The sequence below is a fragment of the Maritimibacter sp. 55A14 genome (genome assembly GCF_003122205.1).
In the GTDB taxonomy this organism is placed as follows: Bacteria; Pseudomonadota; Alphaproteobacteria; order Rhodobacterales; family Rhodobacteraceae; genus QEYE01.
Window position 1 is genome coordinate 104,871 of the sequence record NZ_QEYE01000011.1, and the last position, 19,833, is coordinate 124,703.

22 protein-coding genes are annotated in these 19,833 nt (G+C 68.5%); 13 read left to right on the forward strand and 9 right to left on the reverse strand.

Annotated features, from left to right (window positions below):
* Positions 1 to 146: 146 nt before the first annotated feature.
* The 6 genes from plsY to DDZ14_RS11280 all read right to left on the reverse strand — a co-directional run bounded on the left by plsY (position 147) and on the right by DDZ14_RS11280 (position 4,365).
* Entirely contained in the window at positions 147 to 755 is a 609-nt protein-coding gene (gene plsY, locus DDZ14_RS11260) for a glycerol-3-phosphate 1-O-acyltransferase PlsY (RefSeq protein WP_109425073.1), read from the reverse strand.
* A 3-nt stretch (positions 756 to 758) separates the two neighbouring features.
* Positions 759 to 2,039 carry a dihydroorotase gene (pyrC, locus tag DDZ14_RS11265; protein ID WP_109425074.1) on the reverse strand — a complete coding sequence of 427 codons (1,281 nt, stop codon included), beginning with the start codon at positions 2,037 to 2,039 and terminating at the stop codon, positions 759 to 761.
* 106 nt (positions 2,040 to 2,145) lie between these two features.
* Complete coding sequence (locus tag DDZ14_RS19380) at positions 2,146 to 2,346, reverse strand: hypothetical protein (RefSeq protein WP_146193128.1); 201 nt, start codon at positions 2,344 to 2,346, stop codon at positions 2,146 to 2,148.
* A 101-nt stretch (positions 2,347 to 2,447) separates the two neighbouring features.
* Positions 2,448 to 2,900: a hypothetical protein gene (locus DDZ14_RS11270; protein ID WP_109425075.1), complete on the reverse strand. Its 453-nt coding sequence runs from the start codon at positions 2,898 to 2,900 to the stop codon at positions 2,448 to 2,450.
* Complete coding sequence (locus DDZ14_RS11275) at positions 2,897 to 3,427, reverse strand: hypothetical protein (RefSeq protein WP_109425076.1); 531 nt, start codon at positions 3,425 to 3,427, stop codon at positions 2,897 to 2,899. Before DDZ14_RS11275 ends, DDZ14_RS11270 begins: the two co-directional genes overlap by 4 nt.
* Complete coding sequence (locus DDZ14_RS11280) at positions 3,424 to 4,365, reverse strand: aspartate carbamoyltransferase catalytic subunit (RefSeq protein ID WP_109425077.1); 942 nt, start codon at positions 4,363 to 4,365, stop codon at positions 3,424 to 3,426. Before DDZ14_RS11280 ends, DDZ14_RS11275 begins: the two co-directional genes overlap by 4 nt.
* A gap of 159 nt (positions 4,366 to 4,524) precedes the next feature.
* Here DDZ14_RS11280 and DDZ14_RS11285 point away from each other — a divergent pair, with 159 nt between their 5' ends.
* The 6 genes from DDZ14_RS11285 (at position 4,525) to DDZ14_RS11310 (ending at position 11,913) form a co-directional block, all read left to right on the forward strand.
* Positions 4,525 to 5,310 (forward strand): uracil-DNA glycosylase family protein, encoded by a 786-nt coding sequence (locus DDZ14_RS11285; RefSeq protein ID WP_109425078.1) that lies wholly within the window; start codon positions 4,525 to 4,527, stop codon positions 5,308 to 5,310.
* Positions 5,307 to 5,942, forward strand: coding sequence for a LysE family translocator (locus DDZ14_RS11290; protein WP_109425079.1), 636 nt, complete (start codon positions 5,307 to 5,309; stop codon positions 5,940 to 5,942). Before DDZ14_RS11285 ends, DDZ14_RS11290 begins: the two co-directional genes overlap by 4 nt.
* A gap of 6 nt (positions 5,943 to 5,948) precedes the next feature.
* Entirely contained in the window at positions 5,949 to 6,491 is a 543-nt protein-coding gene (gene moaB / locus DDZ14_RS11295; protein ID WP_109425080.1) for a molybdenum cofactor biosynthesis protein B, read from the forward strand.
* On the forward strand, positions 6,488 to 6,949 hold the full coding sequence (locus DDZ14_RS11300) for an NUDIX domain-containing protein (RefSeq protein ID WP_109425081.1): 462 nt from the start codon (positions 6,488 to 6,490) through the stop codon (positions 6,947 to 6,949). The genes moaB and DDZ14_RS11300 overlap by 4 nt, the downstream gene beginning before the upstream one ends.
* Before the next feature lie 88 nt (positions 6,950 to 7,037).
* Positions 7,038 to 8,501 (forward strand): efflux RND transporter periplasmic adaptor subunit, encoded by a 1,464-nt coding sequence (locus DDZ14_RS11305; protein WP_109425082.1) that lies wholly within the window; start codon positions 7,038 to 7,040, stop codon positions 8,499 to 8,501.
* Position 8,502: 1 nt separating this feature from the next.
* On the forward strand, positions 8,503 to 11,913 hold the full coding sequence (locus DDZ14_RS11310; RefSeq protein ID WP_109425083.1) for an efflux RND transporter permease subunit: 3,411 nt from the start codon (positions 8,503 to 8,505) through the stop codon (positions 11,911 to 11,913).
* Here DDZ14_RS11310 and DDZ14_RS11315 read toward each other — a convergent pair.
* Positions 11,892 to 12,719, reverse strand: a complete 828-nt coding sequence (locus DDZ14_RS11315; protein WP_109425084.1) for a protein-disulfide reductase DsbD domain-containing protein — start codon at positions 12,717 to 12,719, stop codon at positions 11,892 to 11,894. The two genes, DDZ14_RS11310 and DDZ14_RS11315, sit on opposite strands and share 22 nt — an antisense overlap.
* A 113-nt stretch (positions 12,720 to 12,832) precedes the next feature.
* Between DDZ14_RS11315 and DDZ14_RS11320 the strand changes: the two genes are divergently transcribed.
* Positions 12,833 to 13,408: a YqgE/AlgH family protein gene (locus DDZ14_RS11320; protein ID WP_109425085.1), complete on the forward strand. Its 576-nt coding sequence runs from the start codon at positions 12,833 to 12,835 to the stop codon at positions 13,406 to 13,408.
* Positions 13,409 to 13,444: 36 nt separating this feature from the next.
* On the opposite strand, the gene DDZ14_RS11325 is transcribed toward DDZ14_RS11320, so the two are convergent.
* Entirely contained in the window at positions 13,445 to 14,437 is a 993-nt protein-coding gene (locus tag DDZ14_RS11325; RefSeq protein ID WP_109425086.1) for an L-threonylcarbamoyladenylate synthase, read from the reverse strand.
* 109 nt (positions 14,438 to 14,546) lie between these two features.
* On the opposite strand from DDZ14_RS11325, the gene DDZ14_RS11330 reads away from it, so the two are divergent.
* The 5 genes from DDZ14_RS11330 (at position 14,547) to DDZ14_RS11350 (ending at position 18,638) form a co-directional block, all read left to right on the forward strand.
* The gene (locus DDZ14_RS11330) at positions 14,547 to 16,262 is read left to right on the forward strand and encodes an acyl-CoA dehydrogenase (protein ID WP_109425087.1); all 1,716 of its coding nucleotides are present in this window, start codon (positions 14,547 to 14,549) and stop codon (positions 16,260 to 16,262) included.
* Complete coding sequence (locus DDZ14_RS11335; protein WP_109425088.1) at positions 16,262 to 17,308, forward strand: MBL fold metallo-hydrolase; 1,047 nt, start codon at positions 16,262 to 16,264, stop codon at positions 17,306 to 17,308. The genes DDZ14_RS11330 and DDZ14_RS11335 overlap by 1 nt, the downstream gene beginning before the upstream one ends.
* 1 nt (position 17,309) lies before the next feature.
* Complete coding sequence (locus tag DDZ14_RS11340; RefSeq protein ID WP_109425089.1) at positions 17,310 to 17,747, forward strand: DUF6173 family protein; 438 nt, start codon at positions 17,310 to 17,312, stop codon at positions 17,745 to 17,747.
* A gap of 93 nt (positions 17,748 to 17,840) precedes the next feature.
* Positions 17,841 to 17,975, forward strand: coding sequence for an aa3-type cytochrome c oxidase subunit IV (locus DDZ14_RS11345; protein ID WP_109425133.1), 135 nt, complete (start codon positions 17,841 to 17,843; stop codon positions 17,973 to 17,975).
* A gap of 57 nt (positions 17,976 to 18,032) precedes the next feature.
* Positions 18,033 to 18,638 (forward strand): hypothetical protein, encoded by a 606-nt coding sequence (locus DDZ14_RS11350; protein WP_233252556.1) that lies wholly within the window; start codon positions 18,033 to 18,035, stop codon positions 18,636 to 18,638.
* Positions 18,639 to 18,800: 162 nt separating this feature from the next.
* On the opposite strand, the gene rpsU is transcribed toward DDZ14_RS11350, so the two are convergent.
* Positions 18,801 to 19,007, reverse strand: a complete 207-nt coding sequence (gene rpsU / locus DDZ14_RS11355; RefSeq protein WP_109425090.1) for a 30S ribosomal protein S21 — start codon at positions 19,005 to 19,007, stop codon at positions 18,801 to 18,803.
* Between the two features lie 112 nt (positions 19,008 to 19,119).
* Between rpsU and DDZ14_RS11360 the strand changes: the two genes are divergently transcribed.
* Complete coding sequence (locus tag DDZ14_RS11360; protein ID WP_109425091.1) at positions 19,120 to 19,830, forward strand: COQ9 family protein; 711 nt, start codon at positions 19,120 to 19,122, stop codon at positions 19,828 to 19,830.
* Positions 19,831 to 19,833: the final 3 nt, after the last annotated feature.

Consider the following 19,833-nt stretch of genomic DNA (forward strand, 5'->3'; position numbering starts at 1 on the left):
CGTCCCTCCCGCGGCTGTTTTGCGAAAACCTGAGCGTGTGTTTCCGTATCGTGGAAAGTATTAGGGTAGTCGCGTCTCGCGGCACAGGGAAAGTCAAACTGACGCGATCATTCATGGTTGCGCGATTTGCCGCCGGTAGCGGGTCTCTATCTGTCGCGGCCGATCCGGGGTTCGGTGCCGGCCAGCAAGCGGGAGATATTGGCGTGATGGCGGACCCAGACCAGCGCCGCCAATGCCAGTCCGAATACCACCGCCTGCGGCTGGCCCAGCCACCACAGCCAGACCGGCGCCGAGGCCGCGGCGACCAGCGCGGCCAGCGACGAGAAACGCAGCAGCGCCGCCGTGACGGCCCAGGTGGCGCATGCGGTCAGCCCGGCCGGCAGGCTGAGCGCCAGAAGCGTGCCCAGGAAGGTGGCCACCCCCTTGCCGCCCTTGAAGCCCAGCCAGACCGGGAAGCAATGGCCCAGAAAGGCGCTGACCCCGGCAAGCTGCGCGGCATCCGCGCCCCAGAGCGCCGCCGCGGCCAGCACCGCGATTGCGCCTTTGCCGGCATCCAGGACCAGCGTCAGGAAGGCGGCAAGCCTGTTGCCGGTACGCAGCACATTCGTCGCTCCGATATTGCCCGATCCGATGCTGCGCAGGTCGCCCAGCCCGAAGATCCGTGCGAAGACCAGGCCGAAGGGCACCGCGCCCAGCAGATAGGCAGCCAGCGCCACGAGCGCGAGCGTCAGCGGATCGGTCACGATCTGCGGCATGGCCTAGCCTTCCCGCGCATAGACCTCGACGCCGCCCACGAAACTGCGCAGCACGCGGCCCTGCATCCGGGCGCCATCGAAGGGCGTGTTCTTGGATTTCGAGTTCAGCTTGAACCGGTCCAGGATGAAGGGTGCATCGGGATCGAAGAGCACCAGGTCGGCGGGCGCGCCGACCGCAAGCTGGCCGCCCGGCAGGCCCAGCCGGCGCGCGGGGTTGAGCGAGAGCGCGCGGAAGAGCTGCGGCAGCCCCAGCGCGCCCGCGTGGTAGAGCCTCAGGCTCGCGGGCAGCAGCGTCTCCAGCGCCACGGCGCCGCTCGCGGCTTCCTCGAAAGGCAGGCGTTTGGATTCCTCGTCCTGCGGCGTGTGCATCGACGAGATGATGTCGATCGTGCCGGAGGCCACGGCCTCGACCATCGCCAGCCGGTCGTCTTCAGACCGCAGCGGCGGCTTGACCTTGAAGAAGGTGCGGTAGTCGCCGACATCGAGTTCGTTGAGCGTCAGGTGGTGGATCGAGATGCCTGCCGTAACGTCGAGCCCCGCCGCCCTGGCCCGTTCCAGCGCGGGCAGGGCGCGGGCGGTGGTGATCTGGTCGGCGTGGTAGCGCACCCCGGTCATCTCGACCAGCGCCAGATCGCGCTCCAGCCCCATGCGTTCGGCCATCGCGGAGACCGCGGGCAGCCCCCGGAGCGAGGCGAACTTGCCCGAGGTCGCCGCCGCGCCGCATGACAGGCCGGGCTCCTGCGGATGGGCCACGACCAGCGCGCCCAGCCCCTGCGCATAGGTCATGGCGCGGGTCAGTACGCGCGGCTCGGCGACCACGTGGTCGCAATCGGTGAAAGCCACCGCGCCCGCATCCATGAGAAAGCCGATTTCGGTCATCTCCCGGCCCGCGCGGCCCTTGGTCAGCGCGGCCATCGGGTGGAAACGGACCGGCGTCGCCTCGTTGCCGCGGCGCAGCACGAATTCCAGCGTCTCGGGGCTGTCGATGGTGGGGTTGGTGTCGGGGCGGGTGACCATCGTCGTCACGCCGCCCGCCGCGGCGGCCATGCCAGCGGTGCGGAAGCTTTCCTTGTGACGCTCGCCCGGCTCGCAGACCTTGACCCCGATATCGACGATGCCGGGGGCCAGGCACTTGCCCGCGCAGTCGATAACCTGCGCCCCCTCCGGCGGTGTCACCGAACCCCGTGCCGAGATCGTGCCCCCGGCGATCAGCAGGCTGCCGGTCTCCTCCGTCCCGGCCTCGGGGTCGATCAGGCGGGCGTGGGTCAGAAGGATCGGGGTCATGGCGTGCGGCCTCCGGGTTGGCTTGCCCCCTGTTGCCCGGATGCGACCGGCTTCACAAGTGAAAGCCGCGTGCCGGATGGGGGAGGGGCGAAGCAGCGGCGCGGCGTCATGCAACCCGTCCCGTGATGTCGTGTATCAGCGCCAGAACCTCGTCGGCATCTGCGGTCCGCTCGAAGCCGATGCGCCGCGGCGGGGTGCGGCGCCGCTCAATCTTCGCAAACCGGATCGCGGGCGGCGTGGTCGCCTCGCGCCCGGACAAGAGAATATCCTCTATCTCTTGCGTACCGTTCCATCGGTCCCAACTCATGCTGCCACCCGGACCATCGCCACGGTCAGCGCCATGATCGCCAGGGGCGACAACATCGCGATCCGGCATGACATTTCAGGGGTTTTCAGCTCTTGCATTGCTCACTCTTGCCTCGATCCCGCGGCGGCGCGAATGCGCGCCTCAACGGCCTCGCGTTCCGCCTGATACTTGATCAGGTGTTTGTCACCCGCGCGCGTCACAACTTGAACCGCACTGCCAAGGCCCCGCACCGTTGCGATCTCCGCAAATTGCACCGCCCGCGTCTGCGGCCCCAAAAGCCGCCGATCGGTCAGGTCCCACCGCGCCTGCAACTCGTCCGAGGCCACGTAGAACGCCCGCACCGCAATCGCCGCGAGGCCGCCCACGGCTCCGGTCCATACATGCGGATTGCCCATCGCCCACAGGATCGCCATCCCCACGGCCATCGCCGCCGCGGCCAGCCAAGCATTAGCGCGCCAGTAGGTCGCCCGATCGGGGCGAAAGCTTTCCAGCACCCGCTCGCCATCGGCCAGCGGCGTGGTGGGTGTCATCGAATGAATGAGCCCCTCGCTCATGACCCTCCCACGAGCACGAGCACCAGAACCGCCACAGCGATCAAGAGCGCCACAAGCGCCAGCGCCGCCCGTCGCATGCCGCGCGGTGCCTCGCCCGGCACGCCGGTGCCCGACACCGAGCCATGTGCACCACCTGCCGGAAGGGGGGCGAAACTTACAGGTGCCATGTCCTCCTCGAATCGCCCCACAAGGCGCAGCGCGTCGCCTACGCGCAAGGTCATCGCCTGACCGGAGAAGGCGCGTGAGGGCAGAATCAGCACCCGCCCCGTCAACCCGTCAAGCTGCCCGCGCATGCCCTCAAGCTCCGCCTCGGAAACCCCGTGCCCCTCTTCCAGATAGTTTGAGAGCGGCATGTCCTGCAAATCCTCCAGATCGAACAGCTCGATCTCCTCGGTGCGCAACGTGCCTTGGGCGCCCAGCGCCTCCAGCACCTTTTCGTCCTCCAGGGGCGCGCCCCGTTTCTCCACCACGGCAAAGACCCGCACCACATGCGCCTCATGCGCGGGGATATCGAGCGGCATGCTCATGCCGCGCGCCGCGCCCGCATGCCGCGCGCCAGCAGGTCCATCGCCGCCATACGCACGGCGACGCCCATCTCCACCTGCTCCTGGATCACAGAACGGTTGATGTCGTCGGCCAGCGTGCCGTCGATCTCCACCCCGCGGTTCATCGGGCCGGGATGCATTACGATCGCGTCGGGTGCAGCATAGGAGAGTTTCTCGGCATCCAGCCCGTAGCGGTGGTAATATTCCCGCTCCGACGGGATGAAACCGCCATCCATCCTCTCGCGCTGGAGCCGCAGCATCATCACCACGTCCACGCCGTCGAGCCCGGCGCGCATGTCGTCGAAGACCTCGACGCCGAACTCGGCCACCTGCGCAGGCATCAGCGTGGGCGGGCCGACGAGCCGGACACGGTTCTCCATCTTTCCCAGCAGAAGGATGTTGGAGCGCGCGACCCGGCTGTGTGCGATATCGCCGCAAATCGCGATGGAGAGCCGGTGCAGCCGGCCCTTCTCGCGCCGGATGGTCAGCGCGTCCAGGAGCGCCTGCGTCGGGTGTTCGTGGCGCCCGTCGCCCGCGTTCAGAACCGCGCAGTTGACCTTTTCGGCCAGCAGGTTGACCGCGCCCGATTGCGGGTGGCGGACCACCAGCAGGTCGGGATGCATGGCGTTCAGCGTCATCGCCGTGTCGATCAGCGTCTCGCCTTTCTTGATGCTCGACGCCTGCATCGCCATGTTCATCACGTCCGCGCCCAGCCGCTTGCCCGCCAGTTCGAAACTGGCCTGGGTGCGGGTCGAGGCCTCGAAGAACATGTTGACCTGGGTGAGGCCCGCCAGCGCGTCGCCATGTTTGGCCGCGCCCCGGTTCAGGTCCACATAGGTTTCCGCGAGATCGAGAACGGAGAGGATATCGGCCTGGCTGAGCGGCTCGATCCCGAGCAGGTGGGGTGCGCTGAAACTCATGGTGCCTCTCCCGATGTCGCCCGCCTTATAGGGGGGCAGGCGCGTCCGGACAAGGGTTCAGCCCGCCGCCTGCCGGATGCTGCGCGCGTGCCCCCGCAGGGCGCGGCGGCCCTGTCGAGGGGCATTTACCTTCGCCGCAGGCGCGCCTAGCTTACCGGCATGGAGTCGGGCTTGGATTTTCACGACATGAAGGCCCTGCTGGAATGGCAGGTGGAGATGGGCGCGACCGAGGCGATCGGCGAGACGCCCGTCAACCGCTATGACGTACCCGGCGAGGCGCCGAAACCGAAAGCTGCGGCCCTGGCGGCGGCGCCCGCATCCGCTGCGCAGGATGGCCCCGACCCGGTGGAGACGGCGCGCCGCATGGCGGCGGGGGCGACCGATCTGGAGGCGCTGCGGGCGGCGGTTGCGGCCTTCGATCTCTGCGATCTCAAGCGCGGCGCGCGCAACACGGTCTTCGCCGACGGCAACCCGCATGCGCGGGTCATGGTGATCGGCGAGGCCCCCGGCCGCGACGAGGATATCGCGGGCCTGCCCTTCGTCGGTCGCGCGGGCCGGCTTCTGGACCGGATGTTCGCCGCTATCGGCCTGTCGCGCGGCGGAGAGGGGGCAGAGGCGCTATATATCACCAATATCATGCCCTGGCGGCCGCCGCAGAACCGCGAGCCCGCGCCGGTGGAGATCGCGATGATGCTGCCCTTCGTGGAACGTCACGTCGCGCTCGCCGCGCCCGAGGTGATTGTGCTGATGGGCAACACCGCCTGCCAGGGAATGCTGGGGCGCAAAGGCATCACCCGGCTGCGCGGCACCTGGACAGAGGCCGCCGGGCACCCCGCGATGCCGATGTTCCATCCCGCCTACCTGTTGCGCAACCCGGCTGCCAAGCGCGAAGCTTGGGCCGATCTGCTGGAGATCCGGGCGCGGCTGGCAGAGGGCGCGGAATGAGCCTGCCGGTCGATGGCGTGACCCTGCTGGCCTTCGTGCCGGCGGCGTTGGCGCTCAACTTCACGCCGGGGGCGGACATGATGTTCTGCCTGGGCCAGGGGCTGCGCGGCGGGGCACGCCCGGCGGCGCTGGCCAGCGCCGGCATTTCGGCGGGTTCTATGATCCATGCCGCACTTGCGGGGCTGGGCCTGGGCGCGGTGGTCGCGGCGCACCCGGTGGCTTTCGACGCGATCCGCTGGGCGGGGGTGTGCTATCTGCTCTGGCTGGCCTGGGGCGCGTTGCGCCACGGGTCCGCGCCAGAGGGCGACGCCGCACCGCGCCCACGCCCGGCGCACGCCTTCCGCGACGGGCTGGCGGTGAACCTGTCCAACCCGAAGGTGATCCTCTTCGTGCTGGCCTTCATCCCGCAATTCATCGACCCGGCCCGCGGCGCTGTACTGGCGCAATTCCTGATTTTCGGGGGCATCATCGCGCTGGGCGGGTTCTTCATCAATGCTGGCGTGGGCGCCTTTGCCGGCGGCGCCGGGCGGCTGCTGGCGGGATCGCCGGGGGCGGGCCGCTGGCTCGGCCGGATCAGCGCCGGCATTTTTGGCGCGCTCGCCCTGCGCCTGGCCCTGAGCGAGAGGAGCTGACCGCGCATGTCCCGCATCGGCGAAAGCCGCCCCTTCATCCCGGTCCGCATCGCGGTGCTGACCGTTTCGGACAGTCGCGACCGGGCCACGGACCGCTCCGGCGACCTGCTGGAGGAGCGGATCACCCGCGCCGGGCATGTTCTGGCCGCCCGTGCCATCCTGCGCGACGAACGCGCCGAGATCGCCGCGCAGCTTCGCGCCTGGTGCGCCGATGACGGCATCGACGCGATCCTGACGACCGGCGGCACCGGGCTGACCGGGCGCGATGTGACGGTGGAGGCCCATCGCGACGTCTATGAGAAGGAGATCGAGGCCTTCGGCACCGTCTTCACCCATGTCTCGATGGCCAAGATCGGCACCTCGGCGGTGCAGTCGCGCGCTTGCGGGGGCGTAGCGCAGGGCACCTATCTCTTCGCGCTGCCGGGCAGTCCGGGCGCCTGCAAGGACGCTTGGGACGAGATCCTGGAACGTCAGTTCGACTATCGCCACATGCCCTGCAATTTCGTCGAGATCATGCCGCGGCTCGACGAGCATTTGCGCCGGAAATGATCGAAGGCTTCCGCCCGATCGGCCTGCAGCCCGAAACGGTTCGGTGGCGCGCCGCGCTGGTTCTGGCCGGGGATGCGGCGGGCCGCGCGTTGTTGCAATTGCGTGATGACCGGCCCGATGTGCCCGGCGCCGGCTGCTGGAGCTTCTTCGGCGGCGCGGTGGAATCGGGTGAGGGACTCGTTGCCGCCGCCCGCCGCGAGTTCGCCGAGGAGACGGGCGTTACCCTGCCGGCCGATGCTTTCCGCCCGCTGGCCTGCTGCGCGGCGGTGTCGCGCGGGGACGGTCTGCTGCATGTCTTCGCCGCCACCCGGCCAATTGAGCCCGCCGAGATCGTCTTGGGCGAAGGCGCGGGATTCGCCTTCCTGACGCGGGCGCAATGCCTGGATTTCCCGCTTGTGCCGCAGATCAGACGCATTCTTCTGGAAACTTCGACGGAAACCGGCTGGCCGCTCGTTTGATTGCTGCATGCTGGACCCGTTGCCCGGCGGTGTTATCCTTGTCGATGTGGCACGCATCCGCGCGCCTTGGCCCGGAGTGTATCATTCCATGCGTTTCATAAGGCGCAGTCTTGTCGGCCTGTTTCTGCTTGGCGCGACGCTGGGCCTCCTGGCCGTGGCCGGGCAAATGGTCACGACCGCGCTGCGCGACAGCCTGGCGGACAAGCCGGCGGGCGGTGAGGCGCGCGAGCGCGTCTTCGCCGTCAACGTGATCGTGGTGGAAAGCAGCGACATCCAGCCGGTCCTGTCGGCTTTCGGCGAGATCCGCTCGCGCCGGAGGCTGGAATTGCGCGCCTCTGCCAGCGGTACCGTCGTGGAAATCGCGCCCGAGATGGTCGATGGAGGCGCGGTGACGGCGGGTCAGATTCTGCTACGGATCGACCCGGCGGACGCACAATCGGCGGTCGATGTGGCCGGGACCAAGCTTTCGGAGGCCGAGGCCGAGCTTGACGACGCGGGGGCGGCGCTGGTTCTGGCACGCGACGAGTTGGAGGCCGCGCGGCGGCAGGCCGCGTTGCAGGAACGTGCCCTCGCACGCCAGCGCGACTTGCGCGACCGGGGCGTGGGCACCGAGGCCGCAGTCGAAGCCGCGGACCTGACTGTCTCGGCTGCAGAACAGGCGGTGCTGGCGAAGCGGCAGGCGCTGGCAGACGCCGAAACCCGCGAATCCCGCGCCCGCACGGGCCTGGCGCGCGCGCGTATCGCACTGGCCGAAGCCGAGCGCGGGCTGGCCGACACCGAGCTGCGCGCCGAATTCGACGGCGTTCTGGACGCGGTGAGCGTGGTCGAGGGCGGGCTTCTGTCCGACAACGAGCGTGTGGCCGAGCTGATCGACCCGCTGGCGCTGGAAGTGGCCTTCCGCGTCTCGACCCTGCAATATGCGCGGCTCCTGGGTGAGGACGGGCGGCTTTCGGCGGTGCCGGTACGCGCCAAGCTCGACATCAGCGGCGTGGACATCACCGCGCGCGGCCATGTCTCGCGCGAGAGCGCGGCGGTGGGTGCCGGGCTGACCGGGCGGCGGCTCTATGCGGTCCTCGACCGCGAGAGCGCGCGCGGCCTGCGGCCGGGCGATTTCGTCACCGTCGAGATCGACGAGCTGGTTCTGACCGATGTCGTCCGCCTGCCCGCGACTGCGGTAGATTCCGAGAGCCGCGTTCTGGTGCTGGGTGCGGATAACCGGCTGGAATCCCGTGCGGTTTCGCTGCTGCGCAAGGAGGGCAACAGCGTGATCCTGCGCGCGCCGGGGCTCGACGGCGCCGAGGTGGTGGCAGAACGCACCCCGCTCATCGGCGAAGGCATCCGGGTGGAGGCGATCCGCCCCGGCCGCCCGCAGGAGGCCGCCGCTTCGCCCATGATCGTGCTGAGCCCCGAACGCCGCGCGCGGCTGATCGCCTTCGTCGAAGCCTCCGACCGGCTGCCGGAGGCCGCGCGCGCGCGGCTCATCGCGCAACTGAACGCCGCGCGGGTGCCCGCCTCGGTCGTCGAGCGGCTCGAAGCCCGGATGGGCGGCTGAGATGGCCGTCTCGCGCCCGCTGCAGGCCGCTTCCGGGCTGCTGTCCTATTTCGCCCGCCACCGCACTGCGGCCAATCTTCTTCTTGTGCTGCTGATCGCGCTGGGCGTGGCCGCCGCGCCGCGGATGCGGGCGCAGTTCTTTCCCGATGTGGTGCTCGAATCGATCATCGTCTCGGTGGTCTGGGAGGGCGCAGGCGCCGAGGACGTGGATGCCGGCATCGTGGCGCTGATCGAGCCCGTACTGCTGGGCGTGGAGGGCGTGATCGACACCGATTCCACATCCAGGGAGGGGCGCGCGAACCTCGACATGGAATTCGAGCCCGGATGGGACATGTCGCGCGCCCTCGACGAGGTTCAGGCGGCGATCGACACGATCACCGAGTTTCCCGAAGAGGCGGAGGAGCCCGTCATCCGCCGCCGCGCCTGGCGCGACCGGGTTACGGACGTGATCATCACCGGGCCGGTGCCGGTCGAACAACTCGGCCGTTTCGCCGACGAGTTGGTGACGCGGCTCTACGCGGCGGGCGTCACACGCACCGGCATCAGCGGGGTCGCGGCGCCCGAGACGGTGATCGAGGTGCCCGAGGCCGCGCTGGTGGAACATGGCGTGAGCCTGTTGGAGATCGCACAGGTCGTCGGCGCCGAGGCTGAGGTCGACCCGGCCGGCGACGTGGGCGGCGGCACCGCGCGGGTGCGCACCGGCATCGCGAAACGCTCGGCCGATGAGATCGCGGATATCGTCATCCGGTCCAACCCCGACATGTCGGAACTGCGCGTGGGCGACATCGCGCGGGTCCGCGTCGACGGGCCGGATCGCGACAAAGCCTATTTCGTCGGCGGCATGCCCGCGGTGTCGCTGCGGGTGGACCGCTCGGCGCAGGGCGATGCTATCGCGATCCAGCGAACCGTGGAGGAGGTCGCGGCCGGGATGCAGGCCACGCTGCCCGAGGGCGTGCGCATCGACCTGATACGCACCCGCGCCGAGGCGATATCGGATAGGCTGAAAATCCTGCTCGACAACGGGTTACTGGGCCTCGCGCTGGTGGTCGGGCTGCTCTTCATGTTCCTTAACGCCCGCACGGCCTTCTGGGTGGCGGCCGGGATCCCGGTGGCAATGCTGGCCACCGTGGCGATGATGTATGCCTTCGGGCTGACCCTGAACATGGTCTCGCTCTTCGCGCTCATAATCACGCTGGGCATCGTCGTGGACGACGCCATCGTGGTGGGCGAGCACGCCGATTTCCGTGCCCGCCGGCTGGGCGAAGCGCCGGTCGTTGCGGCCGAGAACGCGGCGCGGCGCATGGCCGCCCCGGTCTTCTCGGCCACCCTGACCACGGTCATCGCCTTCTTCGCGCTGGTGTCGATCGGCGGACGATTCGGCGATCTGATCGCCGACATCCCCTTCACGGTGATCGTGGTGCTGACGGCCTCGCTGATCGAGTGTTTCCTGATCCTGCCCAATCACATGAGCCACGCGCTGGCCCACAGCGCGAAGGAACACTGGTACGACTTGCCTTCGCGCGTTGTGAACCGGGGCTTCTCCTGGTTCCGGCGCGTGGTTTTCCGGCGGTTGATCGCGCTCGTGATACGGCTGCGCTACCCGATTCTGGCGGGTGTCGTGCTGGTGCTGGCCAGCCAGGTGGTTCTGCTGATCCGCGGGGACGTGCCCTGGCGTTTCTTCAACGCGCCGGAACGCGGCTCGGTCAGCGCGGATTTCGCGATGGTCAACGGCGCCACGCGGGCCGACACGATGGAGATGATGCGCACCCTGCAGGAGGCGACCGAGGCCCTGGGGCGGCGTAACGAGGAAGAACATGGCCGCAACCCGGTGGCCTATGCTCTGGCGCAGGTCGGCGGCAATACCGGGCGCGGGCTTGCCGGGGCGGACACGAAGGATGCGGACCTGCTGGGCGGGCTGGCGATCGAATTGATCGACGCCGATTTGCGGCCCTATTCCTCCTTCGAGTTCGTGGCCGCGCTGGAGGACAGCACCGCCCGCCACCCGCTGCTGGAATCCCTGAGTTTCCAGCGATGGCACAGCGGGCCGGGCGGCAGCAACCTTGAGGTGCAGATCTACGGCGCCGACAGCGCGACGCTGAAACAGGCGGCGGTTGCGCTGAAATCCATGATGGGGCGGTTTCCGGAAGTTTCCGGCCTTGTGGATGATCTGCTCTACGACAAGGAGGAGCTGATCCTCGACCTCACCCCGCAGGGCCAGGCGCTGGGCTTCACCATCGACGGGCTGGGCCGCGTCCTGCGCCACCGGCTAAACGGCATCGAGGCCGCGACCTATCCCGAAGGTCCGCGTTCGGCCGAGATCAGGGTTGAGATGCCCGAGGGCGAACTGACCGCCGATTTCCTGACCCGCAGCATGATGCGCACGCCCGGCGGCACCTATGTGCCGCTTGCCGATATCGTGACCGTCACCTCGCAATCGGGCTTCTCGACCATCCGGCGCAACAAGGGGCTGCGGGTCGTGACCGTGGACGGCTCGATCTCCGAGGACGATCCCAGGCGCGCGGCCGAAGTGCAGGAGGCGCTGCGCGACACGGTACTGCCGGCAATCGAACGCGATTTCGGCGTGGCCACGATGATGTCGGGGCTGGCGGAACAGGAAAGCGAGTTCCTGGCCGACGCGCGCACCGGTTTCATTCTGTGTCTGATCGGCATCTACCTGGTCCTGGCCTGGATATTCGCAAGCTGGACGCGGCCCGCGGTCATTATGGCGATCATCCCCTTCGGCCTCGTGGGCGCGGTCTGGGGGCATTACGTCTGGGACGTGCCGCTTTCCATGTTCTCGGTCGTCGGGCTGATCGGCATGACCGGCATTATCATCAACGATTCGATCGTGCTGGTGACGACGGTTGACGATTACGCCCGGAATCGCGGGCTGATCCCTGCGATCATCGACGCGACGGCGGACCGGCTGCGGCCGGTGCTGCTGACCACGCTGACGACCGTGCTGGGGCTTGCGCCGCTGCTCTACGAATCCTCGCAGCAGGCGCAGTTTCTCAAACCTACGGTGATCACGCTCTGCTATGGGCTGGGTTTCGGACTGGTGCTGGTCCTGCTGGTGGTGCCGTCGCTTCTTGCGGTGCAACTCGACCTGAAACGGCAGCGCCTCGCGCTGGTCCGGCTGCTGCGCGCGCAGGGCGTACCGCGTGCGCCGCGGCTGCTGGTGGCAGGCGCCGGGGCGGGGGCACTGGCGCTTTTCGCCGGAACGCTGGGCGCGGTTCTGACCACCGGCGCTCTGCCCGGCCCGCTGGCCGGACTGGCGGGGCAGGCGTCGCCGGTCATCGGGGCGCTCATGGTCTATCTGGCCGGACTGGCGGCGCTTTGTCTGCTGGCGTATGGGCTGGCGCTGGCGGCGGGCGCTTGGCGCCGGCGGGATCACTCGGCAGGGCAGCCCTGAATATCGACCGCCTGCCGGTCGCCCAGCAGGGTCAGCCGCAGGCGCGAGCGGTCCAGCACGATGCCGCCTTCGGCATAGCTCACGAACTCGGTCTCCGCGACGAGCGTGCCGCCTTCGCGATGCGTCTCCGCCTCGCCCACCCAGATATCCGGATCGGCCAACTCGAAGACGACGGTTTCCTTCGGTCCGCCCAGCGGGGCCACGCCAATGCGTGCCGTGATACGGAGCCCGTTCTTGATCGGCGTGATCCGGCAGGTGGCACCGCTGACGCCCGCGGCGGTGGCAGATACCGGCTGGTCGGCGAGCGCGCGCCGGATCCGCGGATCCTCGACCCCCGCGGTGCCCAGATCGGTGTCGAGCCGCAGCGTGACCGGCATGCAGATATCCTCGCACACACCCAGCTCGATGCGGGCCTCGACATGGATGGGCACATCGTCGTCGCGCGGGGTCATTTCCAGCGGCAGCAAGAGTTCGCCGGTGTAGCCGATGCTTTGCAGCCCGTTCGTCCGGTAGGCAAAGGGGCGCGGCCAGCGGGCGGTGACGCGCGCGAGGTTTTCCGAGCCCTCCCAGGAGAAGCTGGGCGGGATGCCGCCTTCGCCCGGCACGCGCCAATAGGTCTTCCAGCCCGGCGCCAGCGTCAGCCGCAGCGCCGTGATATGTGTGCCGTCATCGCGTCGCCAGCCGGGCAGCATGCTGGCCTGCACTGCGTCCTGCGGATGCAGCGCGCCATCGACCGCTGGGGCGGCGGACGGCAGGGCGGACACGGCCAGCGCGAGGCCGGCGAGCAGGTGGAACCGGGCTTTCATACCGCAAGCATAGGCGCGCGCATGGGGAAGGAAAATAACATTTGGGCGATGTTTGCGAGTGATGCCATCGCGCAGCACTTGCGCTGCGCGTCGCATCGCCCCATCCTTTTGTCATGAGCGAGACAAACGAATTTCCGACGCTGGACGGCCAGTTTCTGATCGCGATGCCCGGTATGGGCGATCCGCGATTTGAGCGCAGCGTCATATTCGTCTGCGCCCATTCCGCCGAAGGGGCGATGGGGCTGATCGTCAACAAGCCCGCGCCGGACCTGCGCTTCAGCGACCTTCTGGAGCAGCTGGAAATCCCGGCAGGGCGCGACACATCGGCAATCCGCGTGCATATCGGCGGGCCGGTGGAGCATGGCCGGGGATTCGTGCTGCACTCCAACGAATACAGCTCCCCCGCCTCGACCCTGCGGGTGGACGACCGATTCGGCATGACCGCGACGCTCGATATACTTGAGGACATCTCGCAGGGGCAGGGGCCGCGCGCCTGCCTTCTGGCGCTGGGCTATGCCGGTTGGGGTCCGGGCCAACTCGAGGCCGAGATTCAGCGCAACGGCTGGCTGACCTGCGATGCCAGCCCCGATATCGTCTTTGGCCTTGCGGATCACGAGAAATGGGGCGCGGCGCTGGAAAGCATGGGGATCAGCCCCAGTTTCCTGTCATCCGATGGCGGCACGGCGTAGGCGTCGCCCGAAATCTTTCGCATCGTCCTGCCTGGTCTACAGCGATGACGCCGCATCCGGGCGCGGCGCGGCGGCGCGGCGCAGCCGGTCGTTGATCGCGCGGCCCAGCCCGTGATCGGGGATCGGAGAAACGGCCACAGATGTGACGCCCTCGGCTGCCGCCCGTGCGTCGATCTCGCGCAGCGCCGCGAAGAGACCGGCCGCGGCCTCCACCAGATCGCCGCCGGGCGAGAGGTTGATCGCCGCGTCTTGCGCCTCAGGACCGAAACCCAGCAGCAACTCGCCGGGGCGGGCCGCGTGGGCTTCAAGCCGCAACGCCACGCCGGGCGCGTAATGCGAGGTCAACTGTCCGGGGGCCTCGGGCCGGTCCGGATCGGCGGCAGCGAGGCGCAGCGGCGCGCCCAGCGCCGCCTCCAGCGCCTCCGCCGGGAGCCCGCCGGGACGCAGCAGACGGGCCGGGCCGCCACCGGTGGCCACGATGGTCGATTCGACCCCGACCTCGCAGGCCCCGCCATCGACCACCGCCGCGATCCGGCCATCGAGCCCGGCCAGGACATGCGCCGCGGTGGTCGGGCTCACCCGTCCCGCGGGGTTGGCGGACGGCCCCGCGAGCGGCCCGCCGAAAACGCGCAGGAGATCCCGCGCGACCGGGTGGGCGGGCATGCGCAGCGCCACGGTGGGCTGGCCGGCGGTGACCAGATCGCTCAGTCCGGCCTCGGGCCGGAGGCGCAGCACCAGGCTCAGCGGACCGGGCCAGAACGCCTGCGCCAGCCGCTCCGCGTCGCCGTCGAACACGGCCAGCGCGCGCGCGGCGTCGGTATCGGCCACATGCACGATCAGCGGGTTGAACCGGGGCCGCCCCTTGGCCTCGAAGATTGCCGCCACGGCTCGGTCGTTGCGCGCATCGCCACCCAGCCCGTAGACGGTTTCGGTGGGAAAGGCGACCAGCTCTCCGGCGCGCAGTAGCTCTGCCGCGCGCGCCAGTCCGGCGGCGTCGGGGGCGAGGGTCTGGGTGCGGGATGCGGTCATTTTGACGTGGCGTTCGGGTTGCGGTGACGGCGGGCGGCGCTCAAAACCGTGTCTTGGCAGCAGATGCCATAGCTTGTTATGCGATGTATTGCCAGAACGGGAGGATCAGATGCCGTATCGCGCGCCGGTTTCGGACTACAAGTACATTTTCGATCATGTCGTGGGTCTGGACCGTGTCGCTGAGACCGATCTCTTCGCGGAGGCCTCCGCCGATGTGACCGACGCGATCCTGACCGAGGCCGCGCGGCTGGCCGACGAGGTTCTGGCCCCGCTCCAGCGCAATGGCGATCTGCATCCCGCGAAGCTGGAGAACGGCGTCGTGCGCACCTCGCCGGGATTCGCGGAAGGCTATGCCGCCATCGCCGAGGGTGGTTGGGTCGGCATGTCCGCGGACCCTGAGCACGGCGGCATGGGCTTGCCGCAGGCACTGACAACCGCGGTCAACGAGATGATGTCGGGCGCTTGCCTGTCCCTTCAGCTCAACCCGCTGATGACGCAGGGTCAGATCGAGGCCCTGGAACATCACGCCAGCGCCGAGCTCAAGGCGCTCTACCTGCCGCGCATGACCTCCGGCGCGTGGTGCGGCACGATGAACCTGACCGAACCGCAGGCGGGTTCGGACGTGGGCGCGCTGCGCACCAAGGCCGTACCCAATGGCGACGGCACCTATGCCATATCGGGCCAGAAAATCTACATCAGTTGGGGCGACAACGACTTTACCGAGAATGTCTGCCACCTGGTGCTGGCGCGGCTGCCCGACGGGGTGCCGGGCACCAAGGGGATCAGCCTCTTCATGGTACCCAAGCGCATCCCCACCGAGGACGGCGAGCCCGGCACGGCCAATTCGCTTCGGGTGGTGTCGCTGGAACACAAGATGGGTCTGCACGGATCGCCCACCTCGGTGATGGAATACGACCGCGCCACCGGCTGGCTGGTGGGCGAGGAGCATGGCGGCATGAAGGCGATGTTCACGATGATGAACAATGCGCGCCTGGGCGTGGGTGTGCAGGGCATCGGCGTGGCCGAGGCCGCCTGTCAGCACGCGCTGGCCTATGCCGCCGAGCGCAAGCAGGGCAAGACCCCGGTGGAGGGCGGCGCGGGCACCATCGTCGACCATGCGGATGTGCGCCGCATGCTGATGACGATGAAGGCCCAGACCTTCGCGGCACGCGCCATCGCGCTCGACTGCGCGGTGTCGATCGACCTGGCGCGGGCCACTGGCGCGGCGGATCAGGCCGCGCGCGCGGCGCTCCTGACGCCGATCGCCAAGGCGTTCGGTACCGATACCGGGATCGAGGTCTCCTCGATCGGCGTTCAGGTACATGGCGGCATGGGCTATATCGAGGAGACCGGTGCCGCGCAGTTCAGCCGCGACGTGCGCGTGACCGCGATCTACGAGGGTACGAACGGCATTCAGGCGATGGACCTGGTGGCGCGCAAGATGATGGATGGCGGCGCGGCGGCTATGGCGCTTCTGAACGAGGTGGACGCCACGGCGCAGGCGGCGGGCGGCGCGTCCGGCGCGGCGCTGGCTGCGGCGGCTGGGATGCTGCGCGAAACCACCGAATGGCTGGTCTCGCAAGGCGATCTCAATGACCGTTTCGCCGGTGCGGTGCCTTATCTGCGGGCCTTCGCGCTGGTCCTGGGCGGGCATTACCATCTGCGTGCGGCTGCGGCCGAGGGTGACGGCGGGTCGGGTCGGCGGGCGGCGCTGGCCGGCTTCTTCATCCGCCGGATGCTACCCGAACATGTCGGGCTTTGCGCCGCGGTGCGCGAAGGCGCGGGCGGGCTCTACGACATGTCGCTCGAAGACCTTACCGCGTGATGGATGGCGGGCTGAACCCGATCCGCTACCCCGTCGAGGCCCCGCCGGCGGAGGGCGCGGCCGTGGAACTGGCCGAGGGTGTGCTGTGGATGCGGCTGCCGCTGCCGATGGCGCTCGATCATGTGAATGTCTATGCCCTGCGCGAGGACGATGGCTGGACCGTCATCGACACGGGCTTCGCCAGCCGGCGGAGCCGCGAGATCTGGGGCCGGATCATGGCCGGGCCGCTGGAGGGCCGCCCGGTGACGCGGGTGATCGCCACCCATCACCACCCCGACCATATCGGCCTGGCCGGCTGGATGCAGTCGGAGTTCGGCGCCGAACTCTGGACCACGCGGACGGCCTGGCTTTTCGCGCGGATGCTGATGCTGGACGAACAGGACCGCCCGGCGCAAGAAACCCTGGCCTTCTGGCGCAGCGCCGGGATGGACGCGGAGATCTACGCGCAGCGTGCAGCGGAACGCCCCTTCAACTTCGCCGATATCGTGGCGCCGATGCCGCTGGGCTTCCGCCGTATCCGGCAGGGCGACAGCGTGACGATGGGCGGGCGCGTCTGGGACGTGCATATCGGCAACGGCCACGCGCCCGAACACGCGACCTTCTGGTGCCGCGATGCGCCGCTGGTGATTGCCGGGGATCAGATCATCGCCTCGATCTCGCCCAATCTGGGGGTCTATGCGACTGAGCCGGAGGCCGATCCGGTGGCCGAGTGGCTGGAAGCCTGCACGCGCCTTTCGGCTCTGGCGCGGGAGGATCACCTGGTGCTGCCGGGCCACAAGCTGCCCTTCACCGGACTGCCGGTGCGGATGCGCCAGCTCATCGACAACCACCACGGCGCGCTGGCCCGGCTGCTGGACCACCTGGACCGCCCGCGCAGCGCGGCCGACTGTTTCGCACCGCTCTTCAAGCGCGAGATCCGCGCGGGCGAATACGGCCTGGCGCTGGTTGAATCGGTGGCGCATTTGAATCATCTTCTGCAAACGGGCCAGGCCGTGCGCGAACGCGGTGCGGACGGCGCCTGGCTCTGGCGGCGGAAGGAGGGCTGACATGAGTGCGAAGACGGACGGCGCGATGCCCGATGCGCATGCGGTCCATTGCGACCCCTGCGACGGGGACGGGGCCGAGACACGCCCGCTGCCCTCCAAGGTGGCCAGGAAACCGGTGGAGCAGAAATCCCCCGCCGAATGGGCCTATGAGCGGCTGATCCTCTATATCAAGGCGTTCGAGGAGCAGCTCGACAACGAGCACGAGGTGGCGATGGGCTTCACCGGCGGCGATGCCGGCGTGTTGCGGATCGAGGGTATGGGGCATTTCGCGCCCGATATCGTGACCTTCTACGGCTCCGACGCGAGCGGGGCGAAGACGCAACTCGTACAGCATGTCAGCCAGCTCAACGTGATGCTGCGCGCGGTGCCCAAACAGGCCGACCGGCCCGAGCCCGCGCGGATCGGATTCCGCCTCGCCGCAGACCTGGATGATGACTGACCGGGCGCGGCATTTCTTGCCCGTGACAGGCCCGTCGGATTGGTATATCTCCTTTCCGAGTTCCAAAACCACCCCGATGAAGAGGACGAAATCATGGCTGAGCACAAGCATGGCTCGATGAACGTAACCGAGCACGAGAAGACCTTCGAGGGCTTCGTCCGCGCAGTCGTCTATGTCTGCACGTTTGCGCTGGGCGTGCTGATCTTCCTGGCTATCTACAACAGCTGAGATCGCGGCGCCGGCGCCCGGCCGGTCCGGGGCCTCAGGACGGACGGAAACCCACGGATGCGGATCCTGCCGGCATTGATGTTCGCGATCCCGGTTCTGCTGGCGGCCTGCGCAGAGCCGAAATGGGCATCCACCAAGGACGTGCAGGCGGCGATGTACCGCCATCCCGGCCCGTCCACGATCGCGCTCATGACGATGATCCGCACCAGCACCGGCACCGGTGGGCATTCGGCGCTGCTTATCAACGGCACGCAGCGGGTGATTTTCGACCCGGCGGGCACCTGGTGGCATCGCAACGTGCCCGAACGCAACGACGTGCTCTACGGTATCCGTCCGATCATGCTGGACTTCTACCTCGATTACCATTCGCGCACGACCTATCACACGGTGGTGCAGACCGTGGAGGTCGCCCCGGAGGTCGCGCAGCAGGCGATCTCCGTGGTTGAGGCGTATGGCGCGGTGCCCAAGATGCAATGCTCGCTTTCGGTCACGCGCATCCTGGCGCAGCTTCCGGGTTTCGAGAGCGTAGGCGGCTACTGGCACCCGCACAAGACAATGGCGGATTTCGCGAAACTGCCCGGCGTGACGACCTACAAGGTCTTCGACACCGATGCCGACGACAACCACCGCTTGCCGGGCAACCAGGTGGCGGCGGCGAACTGACCTCGGCGGCGGCGCCTGGCGCGCGCGATGGATGCCTTCGGCGAGGATATTTTTGAGCAAGAAGAATGGCCGGGGGCAACGCAAAACCCCCGAAGCCTGCGCCACGGGGGTCTGGTGTTTTTCGGCGGGCGCGCCCGCCGGTTCGCTGCCGTCAGGCGGGCCTCAGAGCAGACCTTCGCGCTGCGCCTTCTTGCGCGCAAGCTTGCGCGCGCGGCGGATCGCTTCGGCTTGCTGGCGTGCCTTCTTCTCGGAGGGTTTTTCGTAATGCTGCTTGAGCTTCATTTCCCGAAAAACGCCTTCACGCTGAAGTTTCTTCTTCAGCGCACGCAAAGCCTGATCGACGTTATTGTCGCGAACCGATACCTGCATGTGGTGTCACCACCTTTCCGTGTTAGAGTTGCATGAACTGCAGGAGGTGGCCGTATAGCAAGCGACCGCTATCTTGTCCAGCACCCAGAGTTTCGCCAGACCCGGAGGCCCCATGACCGATCAGACCGAGCCCGGAGACATCCTTGAGGAGGCGCGCGAGAAGCTTCTCGACGCGGCGCTGCCGCATGTGGCCTTCGACGGCTGGGGGCAGGCCAGTTTCGATGCGGCGCGCGCCGATGCCGGGCTCGACCCGGCGCTCGCGCGGGCCGCCTGTCCGCGCGGCGCGGTCGATCTGGCGCTGGCCTTCCACCGGCGCGGCGACGCGCGGATGCTTGCCCGGCTGGCGGAGGCCGATCTTTCGCAGATGCGGTTCCGCGACCGGATCGCCGCGGCGGTGCGCTTGCGCCTGGAGGCGGTGGAGATGGACAAGGAGGCGGTGCGCCGGGGCGCCACGCTCTTCGCGTTGCCGGTCCATGCCGCGGACGGCGCGGGCGCGATCTGGGGCACGGCGGATGCGATCTGGACCGCGCTGGGCGACATGTCGACCGATTACAACTGGTACACGAAGCGCGCGTCGCTCGCGGCGGTCTATTCCTCGACGGTGCTCTACTGGCTGGGGGATGATTCGCCCGGCCATGAGGCAACCTGGGCGTTTCTCGACCGGCGGATAGAAAACGTCATGTCCTTCGAAGGATTCAAGGGAAAATTTCTCAACTCGCCGCTTGGGCGCATCATCGAGAAAGGGCCACTCAGGCTGCTTGACCGCGTCGCCGCGCCCGATCAATCCTTTCGCGAAACCGCGCCGGGATGGACCCGGCGCTAGAGC

Bases quoted from the DNA above. Each gene is read 5' to 3' on its own strand.
- plsY (WP_109425073.1), bottom strand. From the start codon at position 755: ATGCCGCAGATCGTGACCGATCCGCTGACGCTCGCGCTCGTGGCGCTG.
- pyrC (WP_109425074.1), bottom strand. From the start codon at position 2,039: ATGACCCCGATCCTTCTGACCCACGCCCGCCTGATCGACCCCGAGGCC.
- DDZ14_RS19380 (WP_146193128.1), bottom strand. From the start codon at position 2,346: ATGAGTTGGGACCGATGGAACGGTACGCAAGAGATAGAGGATATTCTC.
- DDZ14_RS11270 (WP_109425075.1), bottom strand. From the start codon at position 2,900: ATGAGCGAGGGGCTCATTCATTCGATGACACCCACCACGCCGCTGGCC.
- DDZ14_RS11275 (WP_109425076.1), bottom strand. From the start codon at position 3,427: ATGAGCATGCCGCTCGATATCCCCGCGCATGAGGCGCATGTGGTGCGG.
- DDZ14_RS11280 (WP_109425077.1), bottom strand. From the start codon at position 4,365: ATGAGTTTCAGCGCACCCCACCTGCTCGGGATCGAGCCGCTCAGCCAG.
- DDZ14_RS11285 (WP_109425078.1), top strand. From the start codon at position 4,525: ATGGAGTCGGGCTTGGATTTTCACGACATGAAGGCCCTGCTGGAATGG.
- DDZ14_RS11290 (WP_109425079.1), top strand. From the start codon at position 5,307: ATGAGCCTGCCGGTCGATGGCGTGACCCTGCTGGCCTTCGTGCCGGCG.
- moaB (WP_109425080.1), top strand. From the start codon at position 5,949: ATGTCCCGCATCGGCGAAAGCCGCCCCTTCATCCCGGTCCGCATCGCG.
- DDZ14_RS11300 (WP_109425081.1), top strand. From the start codon at position 6,488: ATGATCGAAGGCTTCCGCCCGATCGGCCTGCAGCCCGAAACGGTTCGG.
- DDZ14_RS11305 (WP_109425082.1), top strand. From the start codon at position 7,038: ATGCGTTTCATAAGGCGCAGTCTTGTCGGCCTGTTTCTGCTTGGCGCG.
- DDZ14_RS11310 (WP_109425083.1), top strand. From the start codon at position 8,503: ATGGCCGTCTCGCGCCCGCTGCAGGCCGCTTCCGGGCTGCTGTCCTAT.
- DDZ14_RS11315 (WP_109425084.1), bottom strand. From the start codon at position 12,719: ATGAAAGCCCGGTTCCACCTGCTCGCCGGCCTCGCGCTGGCCGTGTCC.
- DDZ14_RS11320 (WP_109425085.1), top strand. From the start codon at position 12,833: ATGAGCGAGACAAACGAATTTCCGACGCTGGACGGCCAGTTTCTGATC.
- DDZ14_RS11325 (WP_109425086.1), bottom strand. From the start codon at position 14,437: ATGACCGCATCCCGCACCCAGACCCTCGCCCCCGACGCCGCCGGACTG.
- DDZ14_RS11330 (WP_109425087.1), top strand. From the start codon at position 14,547: ATGCCGTATCGCGCGCCGGTTTCGGACTACAAGTACATTTTCGATCAT.
- DDZ14_RS11335 (WP_109425088.1), top strand. From the start codon at position 16,262: ATGGATGGCGGGCTGAACCCGATCCGCTACCCCGTCGAGGCCCCGCCG.
- DDZ14_RS11340 (WP_109425089.1), top strand. From the start codon at position 17,310: ATGAGTGCGAAGACGGACGGCGCGATGCCCGATGCGCATGCGGTCCAT.
- DDZ14_RS11345 (WP_109425133.1), top strand. From the start codon at position 17,841: ATGGCTGAGCACAAGCATGGCTCGATGAACGTAACCGAGCACGAGAAG.
- DDZ14_RS11350 (WP_233252556.1), top strand. From the start codon at position 18,033: ATGCGGATCCTGCCGGCATTGATGTTCGCGATCCCGGTTCTGCTGGCG.
- rpsU (WP_109425090.1), bottom strand. From the start codon at position 19,007: ATGCAGGTATCGGTTCGCGACAATAACGTCGATCAGGCTTTGCGTGCG.
- DDZ14_RS11360 (WP_109425091.1), top strand. From the start codon at position 19,120: ATGACCGATCAGACCGAGCCCGGAGACATCCTTGAGGAGGCGCGCGAG.